Genomic DNA, 18,391 nt, shown 5'->3' with positions numbered 1-18,391 from the left:
CCTGAACCTGAACCGAACGCACCTATGGTACTTGTTGGCTTTTGCATTGGTTTTAAGGCTTTTATCTTTGGCAACCTATCCATTAATGGATACCACAGAAGCGCGCTATGGCGAAATGGCACGTCTGATGGTGGAAACTGGGAATTGGTTAACGCCTCAGTTTGATTACGGTATTCCTTTCTGGGGTAAGCCACCGTTGTTTACATGGATGAGCGCTGCCGGTATTGAGTTGTTCGGCCTGAGTGAGTTTGCCGTTCGCGCACCACATTGGTTAGCGGGTGTCGCAACGATTTTGTTGACCGCTTACATGGCGAAACGAACAGGGCAAAGTGCGTTGGTTGCCGCGGTAGTGTTGGCGACATGTGGTATTTTCTCTATTGCGGCAGGTGCTGTGATGACAGACATCGCGTTAACCTTAGCGATGACTATTGCCATGCTGGGTTTCTACCTATGTTGGCTAGGAGGAGAAGCGGGGAAGGGTGAAGGGAGTGCGAAGACTAATCGATCTTGGGGTTACGTTGGTTTCATTGGTTTAGCACTAGGCTTGCTGGCAAAAGGGCCAGTAGCGATTGTCATCATGGGTATCGCAGTTTTCCCTTGGTTGGTATTACAACACGGCTTCTTTGGTGCTTTCAAAGCGCTTTGGCAACGTTTCCCATTGTTGTCTGGTTTAGGTGTGATGTTAGCGATTGCTCTACCTTGGTACATCATGGCTGAAATGGCAACGCCGGGCTTCATCGACTACTTTATTGTTGGCGAACACTTTAAGCGTTTTGTTGTGAGTGGCTGGGAAGGTGATCTGTACGGTTCTGCTCACGACCAAGCACGAGGTATGATCTGGGTGTTCTGGATTCAAGCCGCTGCGCCTTGGTCAATTGTTTTGCCTATATTAGCGTTTGTCCGCCGTAAGAAAATTGCAGAAATTAACACTGAGAATAGTGGGCTGTTTTCATTTCTTGTCTGTTGGTTGATTTCACCTCTGATTCTTTTCACTATGGCGGGCAATATTCTCCCAGCTTACGTCCTACCAGGTATTCCGGCTCTTGGCTTGTTGATTGCTATACTCGTAGTGGAAAAAGATAAGAAGTGGTTCTCGAGCGTGGCTTTGGTTCTGCCTGTGTTGCTAATGATTGCGATGGTCTACCTGAATCTCGGCAAGGCGAACGAGAAAAGTGACCGTATTATTTTCGAACAGATTACGGATTCTGCGCCAAGCTTTTACGTGGGTAAACGACCATTCTCTGGGCAATTTTACAGTCATGGTCAAGCGAAAAGACTTCTCGATATCGAGCAGATAGAGGGCATTGATAAGTTCTATCTGATTGGTAAAAGATCTGAAGTGGAAACCAAGATTAAAGACAACGCGTTAACTTGTATTTTGGAACCAACGGTGAAAATAAAGCGTGCTTTGTTCAGCTGCCATAGCCAAAACATCAAACCAAATTTGTCGTTGAGCCACATTCGAAGTGAAAGTGATGTTCAGCATTAACTCAGGGCTGCAAATGTTCAATAATAAGCTTCAGGCACACAGTCAAAAGCTCCAATCCCATCACAGGATGGTTCGATTTGCTGTGGTTGGTGCTGGTGGATTTGTTGTTGATTGTGCGGTATTTGCCTTTCTGCATTACATTGCTGGTTTGCCTTTAATGACGGCGAGAATAGGCTCGTTCATTGCTGCTGCAACGACAACGTGGTTTGGTAATCGCGTGCTGACTTTTGGATTCAAAGGTCAGGGGAGTTGGTCCGAAAAGTTGATCCAGTGGCAGAAATTCATGTTTTCCGCATCGATATCGGCGATTCCTAATTTGTTGTGCTTTAAGTTGATGACGGAACTGTTGCCTGCATTTACTGGGGCCGTGTTTATCGCAATGGCGGTTGGTATCTTAGTGGGTATGGTCACCAACTATTTGTTTAGTCAGTATTGGGTATTTACTCGTTAGACAACTCAGTGAGATTTTTGATGAGTTGGCAAAAACAAAAAAGCGCAGCTAAATAGCTGCGCTTTGTGTTTTTACGATAACAGAATAAATTGGCTTGCGATATTAGCGTTGTGCTGCGCGCTGGCGGTTCTTGCCGTTACTTGCAGGTTTGCCACCTTGACCATTACCGCCTTTATTGCGGTTTGGTTTGCCGTTTCCGCTGCCATTACCTTGTGATTGCTGACTACCAGGACCTTTCTTAATGAAGCCTGTCGCTGGTTTACGACCGTTACCGTTGTTACTATCACCAGCGTTTTGCTTTCCGTTACCTTGGTTAGCATTGCCTTGACTACCGTTACCAGTAGGCTTCTTGCCACCAGATTTAGAGTGATTACGTGGCTTCTCGCCGCCTAAACCCGGTTGAGATTTGCTGTGTTTAGTCGCAAAACGTTGTGAACCGTGACGACCAGACTTACGACGTTGTGCTGGCGTTTGAGCATCAAAGTCTTCTGCTGGTACTAGGCAGTTTACTTTGTCGCCGATCAAGTGCTGTTTGCCCATACTGATCAGCGCTTCACGGATGATCTTCCAGTTTTCAGGATCGTGGTAACGTAGCAGTGCTTTATGGAGACGACGTTGACGATCACCTTTAGGTACAGGAACATCTTCACGCTTCTTATATTTCACGCGTTTCAGAGGGTTGGTCTCTGAGTAGTACATCGATGTTGCATTACACATTGGCGATGGGTAGAAGTTCTGTACTTGGTCACACTCGTAGTTATGCTTTTTCAGCCACATTGCAAGGTTAAGCATATCTTCGTCTTCTGTGCCCGGATGAGCAGAGATGAAGTAAGGAATCAGGTACTGTTTCTTACCGGCTTCAGCGCTGTACTTCTCGAACATCTCTTTGAAACGATCGTAAGTGCCCATGCCCGGTTTCATCATCAGGTCCAACGGGCCTTTTTCAGTATGCTCTGGAGCAATCTTCAAGTAACCACCAACGTGGTGAGTCACAAGCTCACGAACGTATTCTGGAGACTCAATCGCTAGGTCGTAACGAACACCAGAAGCAATCATGATCTTCTTAACGCCCGGTACTTTTCTTGCTGAGCGGTACAGGTCGATGGTGTGTTGATGGTCTGTGTTTAGCTTTTCACAGATTTTCGGGAACACACATGATGGACGACGGCAGTTAATTTCTGCTTTTGGATCTGAACAACCTAAACGGTACATGTTCGCCGTTGGACCACCTAAGTCAGAAATAGTACCGGTAAAGCCCGGTACTTTATCTTTAATGTCTTCGATCTCATCCAAGATAGATTCTTTCGAACGGTTTTGAATGATACGACCTTCGTGCTCTGTGATTGAACAGAAAGAACAACCACCAAAACAACCACGCATGATATTAACCGAGGTTTTGATCATGTCGTATGCTGGGATTTTCGCTTTACCGTACATCGGGTGAGGAACACGCTTGTAAGCAAGGCCAAACACGTAATCCATCTCTTCTGTAGTCAGTGGAATTGGCGCTTGGTTAACCCAGAGCTCACGATCACCGTGACGTTGAATCAGAGCACGACCCGAGTACGGGTTTGTCTCAAGGTGCAGAATACGGCTAGCGTGAGCGTAAAGAATACGGTCATTGTTTAGCTTTTCGTAACCTGGGATACGAACTGCTGTAGTTTTTGCATCGTGACGAGAAGGGCGAATAGTAATAGGCTGCGCTTTTACTTCTTCTTTTTCGTCTTTCTTGGTATCACACTGGGTTTCAACTTCGTATGGGTTAACGGGAACATACGCTTTGTTCGGCTTTTCGATACGAGAAGAGTCAATGATTTTGAAGCCTTCAGGCGCTGCTGGAAGATTGATAGCAGTACCGCGGATATTGGTTAGCGTAGACATGTCTTCGCCGTCGGCAATGCGGTGTGCCACTTCAACCAGTGCACGCTCAGCGTTACCAAAAAGAAGAATGTCGGCTTTTGCATCGAACAATACAGAGCGACGAACTTTATCCGACCAGTAGTCGTAGTGAGCAACACGACGCAAGCTCGCTTCAATACCACCAAGAACGATTGGTGTGCCTTTGTAGGCTTCGCGACAGCGTTGAGAATAAACCAGAGTTGCACGGTCAGGACGTTTGCCACCTTCATTGTTTGGTGTGTAAGCATCATCGTGACGTAATTTGCGATCAGAGGTGTAGCGGTTGATCATGGAGTCCATGTTACCCGCTGTGATGCCGAAGAATAGGTTAGGTTTACCTAGCTTCATGAAGGCATCTTTATTGTCCCATTTTGGTTGAGCAATAATGCCCACGCGGAAACCTTGAGCTTCAAGCAGACGGCCGATGATAGCCATACCAAAGCTCGGGTGATCGACATACGCATCACCAGTTACAATAATAATGTCACAGCTATCCCATCCAAGAGCATCCATCTCCTTTCTACTGGTAGGCAAAAAGGGTGCAGTTCCGTAGCACTCGGCCCAGTATTTTTTGTGTTCGTGAATAGGAGTGATATCGCTGTACATATTTCAACCTCTGATTTTTGAGGCGGGAATTATAGCGGCATGAGACTAGACTAGCCAGTAGAACATGCCCCTGTTAGTTCTGGTGTCTTTCGCTATATCGCTTTTAAAAGCATCAAAAGAGCCATACAACAGCATAGTTGAAGCCTTGAATAACGTCGCTAATTTGTGATTTTGATTAGTGTTCGCAGCAGTTTTTGATATTATTCGCGAAAATAAGTCTGAAGAAGTAGATCCACAATGGTCGAAACGTTATTAGTACAATTTGCTCCGATGCTTTTAGGAGCCCAACTGATCTTAACCCTCATCTTGGTGAAAGGGGATATTTGCCCGGGACAACGTGGCCGTATTCACAAGATGTTGCCTGCAATTGGCGTGTTGTGGCTGGCGGTTGCCTCAGTGAAAATTGAAGCCTTTCTGGTCGTGTTCGCAATCTTTTATTTCTATTCTCAAGTTCAAACCAAAAAGACACGTGACTCTGGCCCTATTTGGGTTATGTATTTGGCGTGTGGTTTGGCGTTGTCGTACGTTGCTATTCAAGCGACTGAGCAAGCAACCACAGTCGGCATCATTACGACTCTGCTGTTGGTGGTATTGTTAGGTGCTGCGTTTGGTCATTTACTGCTGACGATCGCAAGAACGCGTTTGCAAGCTTTCCACCGTGTTTTGCCAGTGGTGGGTGTATTGGCGGGTATGTTGGTGGTACTGGCAACAGTCGTGAATGTTTACTCACTCTCTGAAGCTCAGTTAGAGCCAGTAATTTCCACGTTACTATTTAGCTTCGCTTTGTTGATCTCTTCTATCGTGGTGTGGTGTTGGCATCTACTGTTCGTTAAGACACCTGAAAAGCTTCAACTTACGGTTTCATTGTTGATGTTATTAGCGGCCGCTGTTGGTTTAACGCCAGTTTGGGCATTGTAACTTCGGGCATTGTAACCACGTATATGATTTAAGAAGTGTGATCTGTTTTTTAGCGTGACCTTGGTAAGCGTTCTAAACTTAACTCTAGTCAGTGTGTTCGTAAGGAGTACGAGATGGATTTAAGCAACGTCAAAAGCCTGGATAGCATTATCTTGCTGGGAATAGTGAACGAAAAACTGCGCTTAGAGTGCGACAGTTTTGAAGAGCTCATTAGCATGTATGAGATGGATATAGAAAGTGTCGTCGGTAAGCTTGATATGCTTGGCTATCAATACGACCCACTGACTAACCAGTTTAAATCTTACGCAAGATAGTCTATTTTTCGCGAATCAGCACGTATCGAAAATCATCGGTACTGAAACTAAAAAGTCACAGATTATCTGTGACTTTTTTTGTTTCTGGCATTTGTTTCTTGTGCTTGGTGTAAGCGGAGTTAGTTGACGATGGTTATTGTTAAACGACCTCAATACCATCAAGGTGACTCTTACTCTGCTGCCTTGCCGTACTAAAGAAAGCCTGTAGGTAACGCTTGTCTTTTTCTGAGTTTCTTACTGCAGCAAACAGTCTTCTCGAAAGCCCTTTACCTAACGGCTTGCTGGCTATCAAGCCTTGCCTTGAGAACTCACTGATTGCCCAGTTTGGTAATGCCGCGACACCTAATCCTGCCGATACCATTTGCACCAACATCAAGGTGTTGTCTGCCTGCTTCCACTTCTTAGGTTCTACACCTGCAGGTTGCAAAAAGTGCTTCACGACATCTAAACGCTGTTTTTGAACTGGATAGGAGAGCATCGTGAGATCGCTAAGATCTTGCGGTTCAATGCTTGGCTTTTCAGCCAAAGGCGAGTTTATTGCAGTGATCAAACGCATCTCGAAATCGAAAAGTGGTTCGTAATGAACCTCTGAACGTGGCTGAATGTCGGAGGTAATCACCAAGTCTAATTCACCAGCCATTAATGCGGGTAGAGGCTCAAAACCAAAGCCCGATGAAAAATCTAATGTCACGCTTGGCCAAGCAACTTGGTACTCCTTCAAAGCGGGCATTAACCATTGGAAGCATGAGTGACACTCGATCGCCATGTGCAAACGCCCATTCACGTCCTCTTTTAGGCTTGCGAGTTCGTTCTCTGCTTTAGCGATTCTTGGCTGTATCTCATCGGCGAGCTTAAGCAGAATCTCACCTTCAGAAGTGAATTTAACTGGCCTAGTCTTACGAAGGAAAAGCTGACCGCCAATACGCGCCTCAAGGTCTTTCAATTGATGAGAAAGTGCCGATTGCGTCAGATGAAGAGAGGTTGCAGTTGCTGTCAGTGAGCCGCTGTCTCTCAAGGTAGTCAATGTTCGAAGGTGTTTAAGCTCTATCATGAGTATTCCTCATATTCCCTAAGCCAATTCAATATTTCTTAATAATCACCCTACGGGGTTTTTTATCATTTGTAAACGTCTAGATGTCTAGATGGTTTTTAGTTCCTCATCTTTGGTTTATTCAAGATGAATATTTTTAATAAACAAGATGAATATTTGGACGTTGTTCATTATTCAGATTGGGTGGATAGTTTAGCCATCCAGACGCCTTTTTGATAAAGCGTAATCTTCAATAGGTGGTCTGAAAAGATACTAACAATTATTGAATAAGGAACAGGCTCATGACTACGACAACGCATATTCTTGGCTACCCACGCATTGGTGAAAAACGCGAACTGAAATTCACACTAGAGAAGTACTGGCGCGGCGAGATTGGCCAGTCAGAGCTTAAGCAGCTCGGCAGCGAACTGAGAAATCGTAACTGGAATGTACAAGCCGACGCGAATCTAAGCTTTGCAACTGCGGGTGACTTCGCATGGTACGACCATGTGTTAACAACGACTTTGCTTTTGGGTCATGTGCCAAAGCGTCACGCTGGTGGCTCTGAAGAAGAGAAAGCCTTCCCAGACTTAGATACCTTGTTCCGCGTTGGCCGTGGGCAATCTCAAACTCAAATACAATCTCAAAAGCAGCCAACCTGTTGTGGTGGTCAACATGGTTTGGAAAATGGCACAAAAGATAGCTCGGCGGCATCTGACATGACCAAGTGGTTCAATACTAACTATCACTACATTGTTCCGGAGTTCAGTAAAGATGATTCGTTTGAAGTGAGCTGGCCGCAACTGTTTGATGAAGTGAATGAAGCAATTCAAGCTGGGCATAAGGTTAAGCCAGTCCTTCTTGGCCCGTTGTCTTACTTGTATTTGGGTAAGGAAGTAGAAGAGGGCTTTGATCGCTTAGCCTTGCTTCCACGTCTACTTACTGCCTACCAAGCGATTTTAGCTAAGCTTGCCAAACTGGGTGTTGAGTGGGTTCAAATCGACGAACCTATTCTGTCGCTTGAGCTTGAAAAACAGTGGGCAGATTCATTCAAATTGGCTTATCAAGTGATTCAAGGTGATGTGAAGCTACTATTGACCACTTACTTTGATTCGGTGACGGACACATTAGACAAAATCGTCAAACTGCCAGTGAATGGCTTACATATTGATTTAGCCGCTGCGCCACAACAGCTCGATGAAGTCGTGAGTAAACTACCGGAAGAGTGGGTACTGTCTGCTGGTGTTATCAACGGACGCAATGTTTGGCGAGCAGACTTGGCTACTCAGCTAGCGAAACTGCAACCTGTGAAAGAGAAGCTAGGCGATAAGCTGTGGGTGGCAAGCTCATGTTCGCTGCTACACAGCCCGGTTGATTTAGAGCTAGAAGATTCACTGAGCGATGAAGTGAAAAGCTGGTTTGCTTTCGCGAAACAGAAAGTCACAGAGGTTAGCTTATTGGGTGCGGCGCTAGACGGCGATCAAAATGCCATTTTAGCGTGCGAGACTTACAGCCAGCCGATTGTGGCTCGTAAGAGTGCAACTCATGTTAATAAGCCACAGGTACAGGCTCGCATTAATACTATTACTAAAGCATTGGCGGAGCGCAGTACACCTTATGCAGAACGCGCCGCGCATCAATCAGAGGTACTAGGTTTACCTTTATTGCCAACCACAACCATCGGTTCGTTCCCACAGACTGGCGAGATCCGTGTTCAACGCAGCGCTTATCGCACTGGAAAGTTGAGCGAAGCGGAATACACCACTGCACTAAAAGGTCATATCGCGGATGCGGTGAAACGCCAAGAAGCACTCGACTTAGATGTGTTGGTTCATGGTGAAGCGGAACGAAACGACATGGTGGAATACTTTGCTGAAAACCTAGCAGGCTTCCAAACCACCAAATTTGGTTGGGTGCAAAGCTACGGTTCTCGCTGCGTGAAACCAGCGATTGTGGTGGCTGATATCGAGCGCGAAAAACCGATGACGGTGGAGTGGTCGACCTATGCTCAATCTCTGACTTCAAAGCAAATGAAAGGGATGCTCACAGGACCTGTCACAATCTTGTGTTGGACGTTCCCACGTGAAGATATCTCACGTAAAGAGATCACTAACCAATTGGCGTTTGCGTTGCGCGATGAAGTGTCTGACCTACAAGACGCTGGAATCAACATTATTCAGATTGATGAACCAGCGATTCGCGAAGGTTTACCTCTGAAAAAGCGCGACCATGCAGAATACTTAGAGTGGGCGGTAGATGCCTTTAAGATCTCAGCTGCGAGTGCTAAGCCAGAGACTCAGATTCATACTCACATGTGTTACAGCGAATTCAACGAAATCATTGATTCAGTGGCTGCACTAGACGCCGACGTGATTACCATTGAGACCTCTCGTTCGAACATGGAGCTGCTTAAAGCGTTTGAAGAGTTCAATTACCCGAATGCGATTGGCCCGGGTGTTTACGATATTCACTCACCAAACATTCCATCACAAGAGTGGATTATTGGTCTGTTGAAGAAAGCAGCTGAGAAAATTCCGGCAGAACGCTTATGGGCAAACCCAGACTGCGGCCTGAAGACTCGAAATTGGGCAGAAACAGAAGCAGCACTGACTAACTTAGTCTCTGCGACTAAGGCATTGCGTAAAGAGTGGGAGTCAGCAGAAGCTTAACTGTCACTAGAGCTAGATGACTCAAAACAAAAAGCCTCGCTACTGCGAGGCTTTGACGTTCATATTTGTTCGAATCTCGAATCTCGAATCTCGAATCTAGCTGCTGCTCTGGCAAGTATCTTTGCTGATCAGCTTCTCAACCATCAATTGTCCGCGTGTGTTGCGAATCTTGATGTTGTAAGCCAAGCCCATGTCTAGGTTTGCTCTTACTTCTGAGTTAGTGCAGTAGCTATTCACACTCATATCGACAACTTGGTTTAAAGGCTTCGCGCCTTTAGCATCTTGGTTGTAGATCATCATGATTTCAATCACGGTGTTTTTTGCGAGCACTCGCATCACTGACAGCGGGCCATACTCAATGGGTAGGCCTGCGGATAAAACGCCAGCACGGTGCTGCGCCATCATCTCGAGTTGTCTTTGTTGGTCTTGCTCTCTTGAAGCACAGCCTGCAAGCAGAGCCATAGCTAGTGAGCCAATAATCCATTTTTTCACGTTAAAATACTTTCTTGAATGGTTTTACGATGACATTTTGGTAGACACCAGCTTCGATGTACGGGTCTGCGTCTGCCCATGCCTGTGCGTCTTCTAGAGAGTTAAACTCAGCAATCACAGTAGAGCCTGTGAAACCCGCTTCGCCAGGGTTATCCGAATCAATTGCTGGCATTGGACCTGCTGTCAAAAGTCGGCCTTCATCGTGAAGTGTTTGTAGGCGTTCTAGATGTTGTGGGCGAACACTTAGGCGCTTTTCTAATGAATTTTCGACGTCTTGAGAAAAAATCACGTACCACATATTGAGATATCCTTATTTTACTTCACTGAATTGGGGCGTTTAAATTCGCTATCTTGCTAATTTACGCGAACTAATTGGTATTGGAAGGGCTAATGATAAGAAATTGTGAAATGGTGCGAGAGAGCGCTATGGTCTTTAGCTATTTCATTGACTCGAACTAAAGACCATTTACGTAAACGACGGAGTGAAAAGTCCTATTTATTGATAGAGCGAGGCTTACCACTTTCATCAACCGCGACGTAGTTGAATGTCGCGCCACAAACCTTGTAACGGTCACCGATGCCGTGGTCAAGTACCGGCTTAACCCATACTTCTAGGTCGATATTCATCGAGCTGCGACCAATCTTAGTGCAATCACCATAAACACATACCACATCACCCACAGAGACTGGTTGTTTGAACTCGATACTTGATACTGAAACTGTGACTATTTTGCCGTTAGAGATCTCTTTCGCCAAGATACCGCCAGCTAGGTCGAGCTGAGACATTATCCAACCACCGAAAATCTGGCCTGCTGCATTTGTATCAGAAGGCATCGCTAATGTGCGAAGAAGTAAAGAACCAATCGGGTTCAAAGTTGATTGAATAGTCATTGTTGTACTCTTGATGGTATTGATTTTTTTAAATAAAAACAGATGTGTTGACTGGTTAAGTACATTGGCAAATGAGTGCAATGAACAACAAGAAACCAGATGAGCGCTAATTTAGTGAGATTGTCATTAAATAATAGGCTTTATTTTGACCAGTTTCCGCAACACAAAAAAGCCAGTGGCCAATGATAACGAGTATCATTGGCCACTGTTAAATAGCATATTGATAAGAATTGTATCAAAAAGGGAATGAGGACTCATCCCTTAGGGTTACTTCTCGTCGGTATTTTTGTCTGTTAGTTCTTGCTGTTGGTCTTTTTGTAGGTGCTGATCTTTTGGTAAATGCTTATAAATATATACACCCGTCAGTAAGGTGAAGAGCAGGGTAGCGATGAGTAAGCCAAACACCTTGAAGTTCACCCAAACATCCAACGGTAGGTTGAAAGCAACGTAAACGTTGAGAATAGCGCATAGAGTAAAGAACAGAGTCCATGCCCAGTTGATCTTGGCCCACACTGACTCAGGAAGTGAAATCTCTTTGCCCAACATTCCTTTAATAGCTGACTTGCCCATGATGTGACTGACTGTCAGGCCGATAGCAAACAGCGCGTAAACGATGGTCACTTTCCACTTAATGAAGTTGTCGTCGTGCAAGAAGATGGTCATGCCGCCAAATACGGCAACCATCAGAAACGTGATGATCTGCATTTTTTCTACTTTCTTGTAGATGAAATACGTCAAAACAATTTGAACTGCAGATGCAACGATCAAAGCACCAGTCGCGGTATAGATGTCATACATCTTGTACAGCGCAAAGAAAATAATGAGAGGAATGAAATCAAGGATTTGCTTCATGTGGCACTGACTATCCAGTTAGTTGAGTTGCAGACAGTCTAACGAAAACTGTCTCGATGCTAAATAGCCCGAGACAATTGGGTGCCATTTAATTCCATCTAACCCTTCATCGTGTTTAACGAGTTTAGACAGGTTATCGCATTGACGAGGTTTGGTAGCGAGGTATCAGCTTCTTGATGTCTTCAAGATAACCTTCGCTTTTCAAACTGTCTAAGGTGTTTTCGAGTTCTTGTTCACTCATGGCAAAACATGTCGATTTACCGGTCGTTAAGTCGAGATACTCGTGATATTCACGTTCTGTGAAGTGACCAATTCTGTCCATTAATAAGGTTTTAATTCCATGGTGAATTAAGCCGTAATACGTATGTCTTTGTAAGGTCATAGCCTATCCTCCGTGACAAGCTGCATGATGAATAAGGTGCAACCTGCTGTATATTGGTTGGGTTATCTATGTCAAAGCAATTTGATAACCGTTAATCGACTAGCCAATCGACTAAGGTTGATAGCGAGGCATTCTGACGGTTCTTGGGTTGTAATAGGAAGTATCCATTTCCCGAAAAGACACTGCCTTCACTCACTTTCACCAATCTGCCCAAATCAATATCTTGCTTAGCAAGCGTGATGTCACCGATTGCTATACCAAAGCCCTGAATCGCGGCATTCATCGCTTGGTCGAGTGTCGCGAATTGTTGGTTGTTCTTGCTTGAAAGGTCATGGCTTCCTATGTGCTCTAACCATAGTCGCCAGTCACTCTGCTCATTGTTAGCGTGTAACCAAGTGTACTGAGCAAGCTTGTGTGGCTTGATGACAGTTGAAGTGCTATCTATCAGGTGACTTGGAACAATGCTCTGTGTTTGGCAGACAGGAGCTAGTTGCTCGTTGAACAGTAGTTGGCTAACAATTGAGTGTTGGCTTGGTTTCTTGCCATAAGTAATCACCGCATCGAAGGGATCAAAGCTTGGCTCAAAAACGTGCTTGATGGTCGAAGTGAGCTCGACATCAATATCAGGATAGGCCTGTTGAAATGACATCAACTTGGGTAAGAGCCAAGAGGTAATACAACTCGGAGCATTGAGTTTGATCTTAGAGGGAGAGCTAGCCACTTGATTCAGAGCCGATTGCAGTTGATGAATCGTTCCTTGTATCAAGGGAACCAGCTCTTCTCCTTTCGGCGTTAAAGACAATCCTCGAGCATGGCGATAGAAGAGGTCGCAGCCAAGGCTTTCTTCAAACGAGAGTACCTGACGACTCACTGCACCTTGCGTGACATTGAGCTCATGTGCCGCGCGCGTAAAGTTAAGGTGCCTTGCCGTCGATAAAAATGCGAGCAAGGTTTTGGTTGAAGGAAGTGTGCTATTCATATCTTTACCTATGACTTTTTATCATGGCTATTATGTGATTATTTCGATTCATTTATCAATAGTGTTCTGTTTGAATGTAAATACTTAGTCATCATTTGTGATTCAATATGTGTATAGTTCACATTTTTTGAATATGAAGGCAGTGGTGAAGACATTGTGATTTTGTGAAAGGGATAGCTTCTTGACATCTTTTATTGATAACTTAGTGCCTCAGGCTGTAAAAAAATTAATACCTTATCAATCGGCAAGAAGAATTGGTGGTGATGGACGTGTATGGCTAAACGCGAACGAATTGGAAAGCTCGCTGTTTCAAGGAGAAGCCAGCCATAATCGTTACCCAGACTTTTTACCACAAGATATTGCCAAGGCTTACCAAGCGTATTGCGGAACTGACGCTGCAACTGTTGCTGTTCGTGGCGCTGATGAAGCGATTGACTTACTGATCAGAACATTCTGTAAGCCCGCGAGTGACAATATCCTGATTTGTTCACCAACGTATGCCATGTATGAGTTTTGCGCTGATGCATTAGCGATTGAAACGCTCGACTCTCCTTTGCAGGAAGATTTCAGCTTAGATGTTGCTGACATTCTGAATAAAGCTGAGTTGGTCAATATCGTTTTCCTTTGTTCACCAAACAATCCAACGGGTAATGTGATTCCCAGATCGGATTTGATTCAGGTACTGGAAGGGACTATCGGGAAATCTCTAGTGGTGGTTGATGAAGCGTATATCGAATTTGAACCACAAACGTCAGCCGTTAGCCTTATTGAGCGTTATCCGCACTTGGTTGTGATTCGCACTTTATCTAAGGCGTTTGGACTTGCTGCGGTGCGCTGTGGTTTTATCTTAGTGAGTCAAAATGTGATGCAGTATGTCGCTAAATTAATTCCACCGTATCCAATGCCAGATTGCTCATCGCAAATCGTGCTAGACGCTTTGTCTGATGAACGAGTCTCAGTGATGCAAGGTGCTACACAAAAGCTGGTCGAACTACGCAACTGGTTTGCTTGTGAGTTAACGCAGTTTGATTTCATCGAGTCTGTTTACCCTTCATCGACGAACTTTATTTTGCTGCGTCAAAAACCTAGGCATCAAGTGTTCAGTGTATTGGCGAAGGATGGCATTGTGACAAGGAATCAAAACCATGAACCTGCTTTGCGTAACTGTGTTCGAATCAGTATTGGTAGCCAAGAGAGCATGCTAGAAGTGATAACGTCACTAACACGCTACCAAACCGAATTAGAAAAGAATCAACAAGGCAGACAAATTCAACAATCTCAACATAAAGAAACTCAATCTCAACTCGATAAAGATCATATCTAGGATGGCAATGATGAAAAAGATAATACTAGGACTCGCTTGTGCGGCTGCTTTACTTGGTACAACGGTACAGGCGAAAGAAATCCGTTTGGCGTCAGACTTTACGTATCCGCCATTCAACTATAAAAACAGTGACGGTGTGCCTGTTGGGTTTGATATTGAGATAGCTGATGCCTTGTGTGAGCAAGCCAAACTCGATTGTACTTGGGTTTCACAAAGTTGGGACTCGCTAATTCCAAGTTTGTTGGCGAGAAAGTCAGATGTGATTATGGCTTCAATGCGTATTACCGAAGAGCGTAAGCGTAAGATCTTGTTTACTGATAAGTACTACCAAACTCCAGCCGTGTTTGTTGCTGCTAAAAGCGCGGAATTCAGCGTCGATGAGGCCGGCTTAGCGGGCAAAACCATCGGTGTACAACAAGGCACGATCCACGATCGCTACGTAACAGATAAGTTTGGTGATGTGGCAAACATTAAACGTTATACCGGGCAAGATGAAGTGTATCTGGATCTGCAAAATGGCCGTCTAGATCTCACCTTCGGCAACTCAGATCAACTGTCATTGGCTTTCTTAGACAAGAAAGAAGGTGAGGGTTTTGAATTTAAAGGCAAAGCAGTAACTGACAAAGCCTACATTGGTGAAGGTACGGCTTTAGCACTAAGAAAACAGGATTCAAAACTGGCGAAACAATTCAATGCCGCGATTGAAGAGATCAGAGCAAACGGTACTTACGACAAGATTGCTTCTAAGTACTTCACGTTTGATATCTATGGCGCTGATTTGTAATTCGCGTAACGCTTAAAACTAGAACACCAAAAACAAAAAATCCGAGGGCTGTGAGGCTCTCGGATTTTTTAGTTTAAGCTGGTGGTATCAATTCAATCACCACCAACTTAGCGTTTATTGATTACGCTTGCTGTTTTTGTAGCTCAGCTTCTTTCGCTTCGTCTTTGATTAGAGAATCAACGATTACTGCACATGCTGCATCACCAGTGATGTTCAGAGCAGTACGGATCATATCGAAGATACGGTCTAGAGCGAACAACAGAGGTAGACCTTCGATAGGGATACCAGCCGCTAGAAGAACCGCAACCACTAGGAAAGAAGGGCCTGGAACACCCGCTTGACCAACTGCGCCAAGCGTAGACGTTACGATGATAGCAACGTAGGCACCCATAGACAGGTCTATGTTGAACAGTTGTGCAAAGAAGATAGCAACTAAGCCGTAGTAAATTGCATTACCAGACATGTTGATCGTCGCACCAAGAGGTAGAACGAATGAAGCCGTAGAGTTACGAACGCCAAGTTCTTTCTCTACCGTTTCCATTGTTACTGGCAGTGTAGCCATTGAAGAGGCTGTTGATAGTGCAACCGCTTGAGGCTTCTTCATTGCCACTAGGAACTTCTTAGCTGAAGTCTTAGTGAAGATTTGAATCATCAGTGGGTAAGCAACAAAACCGAAGATCAGGATCGCAGCGATGTAAACAACGAACAGTTTGAACACAACCATAAGTGCGCCAAAACCGAATGTACCAACTGCTTCTGCCATTAGGCCGAATACGCCAAGTGGTGCAATGATCATAACCTTGTTGATCATCCAAACCATAGCGTCAACAATCGCGTTTACGCCATTGATGATAGGATCACGTTTTTCTTTCGCTTGTTTAGAAATCGCAATACCGAAGAATAAGCAGAAAACGAGAATTTGCAGAATGTTTGCTTCATTCAATGATTGGAAAACGTTGGTAGGGATCATGCCAGTGATGGTTGCCCAGAACGTTGGAAGTTCGCCTTTCGCAGCGTATTCAGAAGAGAACATGCCTTCTACGCCAGAAACATCGATACCACGACCCGGTTCGAATACTTCACCCATTACTAGCGCTAGCGCTACAGCAAGTGCAGACGTTAGTGCAAAGTAACCCAATGTAGTTACGCCGACTTTACCTGCAGATGAACTGTTGCCTAAACCAGCAGCACCTGAAATCAGTGCAACTGCGACTAGAGGGATAACCAACATCTTGATCAAGTTGATGAAGATAGCACCCAGTGGAGCGAACATAGTTGCGCTGTCACCCATCATCGCACCAACTACAGTACCGACGATCATTGCAATAACGACTTGAACGCCGATGTTGCTTAGTAAACTCTTTTCTTTTAACACTTCCATAACCTCTGTGCTACTAAATATAAAAATCCCAGAACTACTCACCAATGTACGATGTACCATTGGATTAATATTTCGCGACGAGTTTTACACGTATCCTTTACATTTATCAATATGAGCAGAGGTGAAAGTCTCTGAAAAACAGGTGGTCTAATGTCATTTGTTGATTTTGCACAACAATGCAATCGTTTGCCTTGGTTTTTCATAGCGATGTTATTTGTTGAATTTATAAAAGCTTTTTCGCTGGAGGTTTTGTGAATGATTTACAATCGTTGGTGTTGAAAACGTCCCATTAACATTTTGATTTCATTCGCGAGTGTTTTTTGAGCGTTTGTGTTGGGGTAAATCCACAGGTACGTGTTGTGTGAAATTTAGCCTGAACTATGCTTAAGGTATCTATTTATTACCAAGATGTTACCTCTGCGCTTTAAATAAAACGTCTATCTAGCATCTCAGTTGTAAGGAGAGGGGCTATGACTTTTATATTAAAGTACTTGTTTGCGTTTCTTCTGTTGCTCAGCTCAGTGTTTGCTCAGGCCGATGATGTCTGGGTGATTGAGGTGAACGGAGGGATAGGTCCGGCGACCAGTGATTACCTCACTAGAGAAATAGAACAAGCTCACGATGAGCAAGCAAAGCTCATTATTTTGAAAATGAACACGCCTGGCGGGTTAGACTCATCGATGCGTGACATTATTCGATCCATCACCACCTCACCGATTCCAGTCGCTACTTGGGTTGGGCCTGCGGGTTCACGAGCAGCGAGTGCCGGTACCTATATTTTACTTGCCAGCCACGTTGCTTCCATGGCGCCCGGAACCAATTTAGGCGCAGCCACGCCAGTGTCTCTTGGTGGTGGCAAAGCGCCGACTAATCCCTTGTCGCCTCAAGACGATACCAATAAAGACGACAACACTTCTGCGAGTGAACAAGACGCAACGAAACAAGAGAACTCAGATCAGGTAAAAGCCACCACTGCGATGGAAAAGAAAGTCATCAATGATGCAGCGGCTTACATTGTCAGTTTGGCTAAGCTGCACAAACGTAACGAAGAATGGGCAGAAAAAGCGGTAAGAGAAGCGGCGAGTTTGGACTCAGAGAATGCACTTTCGCTTAACGTGATTGATTTTATTGCCAGCGACCTTCAGCAATTGGTTGAACTGAGTAACGGGCGTACCGTCATAATCAACGGTATCAATCAGGAAGTCCAACTTAGTGATGTGGCTTTTGTCGAGCGTGAACAAGACTGGCGCTTTAGTTTGCTTTCGGTGATTACGAATCCAAATGTCGCTTACATCCTCATGCTCATCGGTATCTATGGTTTGTTGCTGGAGTTTTATAACCCAGGGGTCGGCTTACCGGGTGTATTGGGCGGTATCTGTCTGTTATTGGCGATGTACTCGTTACAAATGCTGCCTGTGAGTTACGCGGGCCTTGCTTTGATCTTGTTGGGTATAGCTTTAATGGTTGCGGAAGCCTTTAGTCCGAGCTTTGGCATTTTCGGTTTGGGTGGCGTTGCTGCATTTACATTGGGCTCAATCATGCTGATGGACACTGAAGTACCGGGTTACCAAATCGCATTGCCGTTAATTATCGGAATCAGTTTGTTCTCTGTAGCGTTTATTGTCGTAACAATATCAATGCTAGTCCGAGTCAGAAATAAGCCAGTGACGACTGGGATGGAAGCGGTGGTTGGCGAGACGGGTAAAGTTGTAAGCGGTTTTCCTGGCGCGGGTCGAGTGCTGGTTGAAGGTGAAATCTGGCAAGCCAAATGCGTCAATGAACTGAAAGCAGGACAGAGTATCAGAGTCACCAAGCTCACCGGGCTTTCTTTGGATGTTGAAGCGCTGCCCGATGAGACACCATCGAAGTCTGGTTAGCACGGGCTGTTAGCGCGGAATGCTAGGACAAACTTGATTGAATTATTTATTGC

17 protein-coding genes are annotated in these 18,391 nt (G+C 44.9%); 8 read left to right on the top strand and 9 right to left on the bottom strand.

Annotated elements, in window-relative coordinates; all coding sequences use genetic code 11:
- The first annotated feature begins 1 nt into the window (after position 1).
- Positions 2 to 1,489: an ArnT family glycosyltransferase gene (locus tag OC193_RS10050; RefSeq protein WP_048664719.1), complete on the top strand. Its 1,488-nt coding sequence runs from the start codon at positions 2 to 4 to the stop codon at positions 1,487 to 1,489.
- Entirely contained in the window at positions 1,476 to 1,940 is a 465-nt protein-coding gene (locus tag OC193_RS10045) for a GtrA family protein (RefSeq protein WP_048659620.1), read from the top strand. The genes OC193_RS10050 and OC193_RS10045 overlap by 14 nt, the downstream gene beginning before the upstream one ends.
- A 102-nt stretch (positions 1,941 to 2,042) precedes the next feature.
- Here the strand turns inward: OC193_RS10045 and OC193_RS10040 are convergent, their stop codons facing one another.
- Positions 2,043 to 4,352 (bottom strand): YgiQ family radical SAM protein, encoded by a 2,310-nt coding sequence (locus tag OC193_RS10040; protein WP_048664704.1) that lies wholly within the window; start codon positions 4,350 to 4,352, stop codon positions 2,043 to 2,045.
- 330 nt (positions 4,353 to 4,682) lie between these two features.
- Between OC193_RS10040 and OC193_RS10035 the strand changes: the two genes are divergently transcribed.
- Positions 4,683 to 5,363, top strand: coding sequence for a hypothetical protein (locus tag OC193_RS10035; protein ID WP_048659617.1), 681 nt, complete (start codon positions 4,683 to 4,685; stop codon positions 5,361 to 5,363).
- Between the two features lie 113 nt (positions 5,364 to 5,476).
- On the top strand, positions 5,477 to 5,677 hold the full coding sequence (locus OC193_RS10030) for a DUF4250 domain-containing protein (protein ID WP_004741624.1): 201 nt from the start codon (positions 5,477 to 5,479) through the stop codon (positions 5,675 to 5,677).
- 139 nt (positions 5,678 to 5,816) lie between these two features.
- On the opposite strand, the gene OC193_RS10025 is transcribed toward OC193_RS10030, so the two are convergent.
- Positions 5,817 to 6,728, bottom strand: coding sequence for a LysR substrate-binding domain-containing protein (locus tag OC193_RS10025; RefSeq protein ID WP_048664705.1), 912 nt, complete (start codon positions 6,726 to 6,728; stop codon positions 5,817 to 5,819).
- Between the two features lie 281 nt (positions 6,729 to 7,009).
- Here OC193_RS10025 and metE point away from each other — a divergent pair, with 281 nt between their 5' ends.
- Complete coding sequence (metE, locus tag OC193_RS10020) at positions 7,010 to 9,376, top strand: 5-methyltetrahydropteroyltriglutamate--homocysteine S-methyltransferase (RefSeq protein WP_048666456.1); 2,367 nt, start codon at positions 7,010 to 7,012, stop codon at positions 9,374 to 9,376.
- Positions 9,377 to 9,472: 96 nt separating this feature from the next.
- Here the strand turns inward: metE and OC193_RS10015 are convergent, their stop codons facing one another.
- The 6 genes from OC193_RS10015 to OC193_RS09990 all read right to left on the bottom strand — a co-directional run bounded on the left by OC193_RS10015 (position 9,473) and on the right by OC193_RS09990 (position 12,972).
- A complete protein-coding gene (locus tag OC193_RS10015) occupies positions 9,473 to 9,868 on the bottom strand; it encodes a GspS/AspS pilotin family protein (protein ID WP_048664707.1) in 396 nt (131 codons plus the stop codon).
- 1 nt (position 9,869) lies between these two features.
- Entirely contained in the window at positions 9,870 to 10,166 is a 297-nt protein-coding gene (locus OC193_RS10010; protein WP_017631803.1) for a YciI family protein, read from the bottom strand.
- Between the two features lie 194 nt (positions 10,167 to 10,360).
- Positions 10,361 to 10,759: an acyl-CoA thioester hydrolase YciA gene (yciA, locus tag OC193_RS10005; RefSeq protein ID WP_009846426.1), complete on the bottom strand. Its 399-nt coding sequence runs from the start codon at positions 10,757 to 10,759 to the stop codon at positions 10,361 to 10,363.
- A gap of 267 nt (positions 10,760 to 11,026) precedes the next feature.
- A complete protein-coding gene (locus OC193_RS10000) occupies positions 11,027 to 11,611 on the bottom strand; it encodes a septation protein A (protein ID WP_048659613.1) in 585 nt (194 codons plus the stop codon).
- Positions 11,612 to 11,744: 133 nt separating this feature from the next.
- Positions 11,745 to 11,993 (bottom strand): hypothetical protein, encoded by a 249-nt coding sequence (locus tag OC193_RS09995; protein ID WP_017069991.1) that lies wholly within the window; start codon positions 11,991 to 11,993, stop codon positions 11,745 to 11,747.
- Between the two features lie 91 nt (positions 11,994 to 12,084).
- The gene (locus OC193_RS09990) at positions 12,085 to 12,972 is read right to left on the bottom strand and encodes a LysR substrate-binding domain-containing protein (protein WP_048664708.1); all 888 of its coding nucleotides are present in this window, start codon (positions 12,970 to 12,972) and stop codon (positions 12,085 to 12,087) included.
- 181 nt (positions 12,973 to 13,153) lie between these two features.
- Here OC193_RS09990 and hisC point away from each other — a divergent pair, with 181 nt between their 5' ends.
- Positions 13,154 to 14,296 carry a histidinol-phosphate transaminase gene (hisC, locus tag OC193_RS09985; RefSeq protein WP_048664709.1) on the top strand — a complete coding sequence of 381 codons (1,143 nt, stop codon included), beginning with the start codon at positions 13,154 to 13,156 and terminating at the stop codon, positions 14,294 to 14,296.
- 10 nt (positions 14,297 to 14,306) lie between these two features.
- Positions 14,307 to 15,080: an ABC transporter substrate-binding protein gene (locus tag OC193_RS09980; RefSeq protein WP_048659769.1), complete on the top strand. Its 774-nt coding sequence runs from the start codon at positions 14,307 to 14,309 to the stop codon at positions 15,078 to 15,080.
- Positions 15,081 to 15,201: 121 nt separating this feature from the next.
- Here OC193_RS09980 and OC193_RS09975 read toward each other — a convergent pair whose 3' ends face one another.
- Positions 15,202 to 16,521 carry a dicarboxylate/amino acid:cation symporter gene (locus tag OC193_RS09975; RefSeq protein WP_307862841.1) on the bottom strand — a complete coding sequence of 440 codons (1,320 nt, stop codon included), beginning with the start codon at positions 16,519 to 16,521 and terminating at the stop codon, positions 15,202 to 15,204.
- 410 nt (positions 16,522 to 16,931) lie between these two features.
- On the opposite strand from OC193_RS09975, the gene OC193_RS09970 reads away from it, so the two are divergent.
- Positions 16,932 to 18,338: an NfeD family protein gene (locus OC193_RS09970; protein ID WP_048664710.1), complete on the top strand. Its 1,407-nt coding sequence runs from the start codon at positions 16,932 to 16,934 to the stop codon at positions 18,336 to 18,338.
- Positions 18,339 to 18,391: the final 53 nt, after the last annotated feature.

The organism is Vibrio crassostreae (assembly GCF_024347415.1).
GTDB lineage: Bacteria > Pseudomonadota > Gammaproteobacteria > Enterobacterales > Vibrionaceae > Vibrio > Vibrio crassostreae.
The sequence above is the reverse complement of the archived record's forward strand: the minus strand, read 5'-3'. Positions and strand labels throughout refer to the sequence as shown.

Bases quoted from the DNA above. Each gene is read 5' to 3' on its own strand.
- OC193_RS10045 (WP_048659620.1), top strand. From the start codon at position 1,476: ATGTTCAGCATTAACTCAGGGCTGCAAATGTTCAATAATAAGCTTCAG.
- OC193_RS10040 (WP_048664704.1), bottom strand. From the start codon at position 4,352: ATGGATGCTCTTGGATGGGATAGCTGTGACATTATTATTGTAACTGGT.
- OC193_RS10035 (WP_048659617.1), top strand. From the start codon at position 4,683: ATGGTCGAAACGTTATTAGTACAATTTGCTCCGATGCTTTTAGGAGCC.
- OC193_RS10030 (WP_004741624.1), top strand. From the start codon at position 5,477: ATGGATTTAAGCAACGTCAAAAGCCTGGATAGCATTATCTTGCTGGGA.
- OC193_RS10025 (WP_048664705.1), bottom strand. From the start codon at position 6,728: ATGATAGAGCTTAAACACCTTCGAACATTGACTACCTTGAGAGACAGC.
- metE (WP_048666456.1), top strand. From the start codon at position 7,010: ATGACTACGACAACGCATATTCTTGGCTACCCACGCATTGGTGAAAAA.
- OC193_RS10010 (WP_017631803.1), bottom strand. From the start codon at position 10,166: ATGTGGTACGTGATTTTTTCTCAAGACGTCGAAAATTCATTAGAAAAG.
- yciA (WP_009846426.1), bottom strand. From the start codon at position 10,759: ATGACTATTCAATCAACTTTGAACCCGATTGGTTCTTTACTTCTTCGC.
- OC193_RS10000 (WP_048659613.1), bottom strand. From the start codon at position 11,611: ATGAAGCAAATCCTTGATTTCATTCCTCTCATTATTTTCTTTGCGCTG.
- OC193_RS09995 (WP_017069991.1), bottom strand. From the start codon at position 11,993: ATGACCTTACAAAGACATACGTATTACGGCTTAATTCACCATGGAATT.
- OC193_RS09990 (WP_048664708.1), bottom strand. From the start codon at position 12,972: ATGAATAGCACACTTCCTTCAACCAAAACCTTGCTCGCATTTTTATCG.
- OC193_RS09980 (WP_048659769.1), top strand. From the start codon at position 14,307: ATGAAAAAGATAATACTAGGACTCGCTTGTGCGGCTGCTTTACTTGGT.
- OC193_RS09975 (WP_307862841.1), bottom strand. From the start codon at position 16,521: ATGGTACATCGTACATTGGTGAGTAGTTCTGGGATTTTTATATTTAGT.
- OC193_RS09970 (WP_048664710.1), top strand. From the start codon at position 16,932: ATGACTTTTATATTAAAGTACTTGTTTGCGTTTCTTCTGTTGCTCAGC.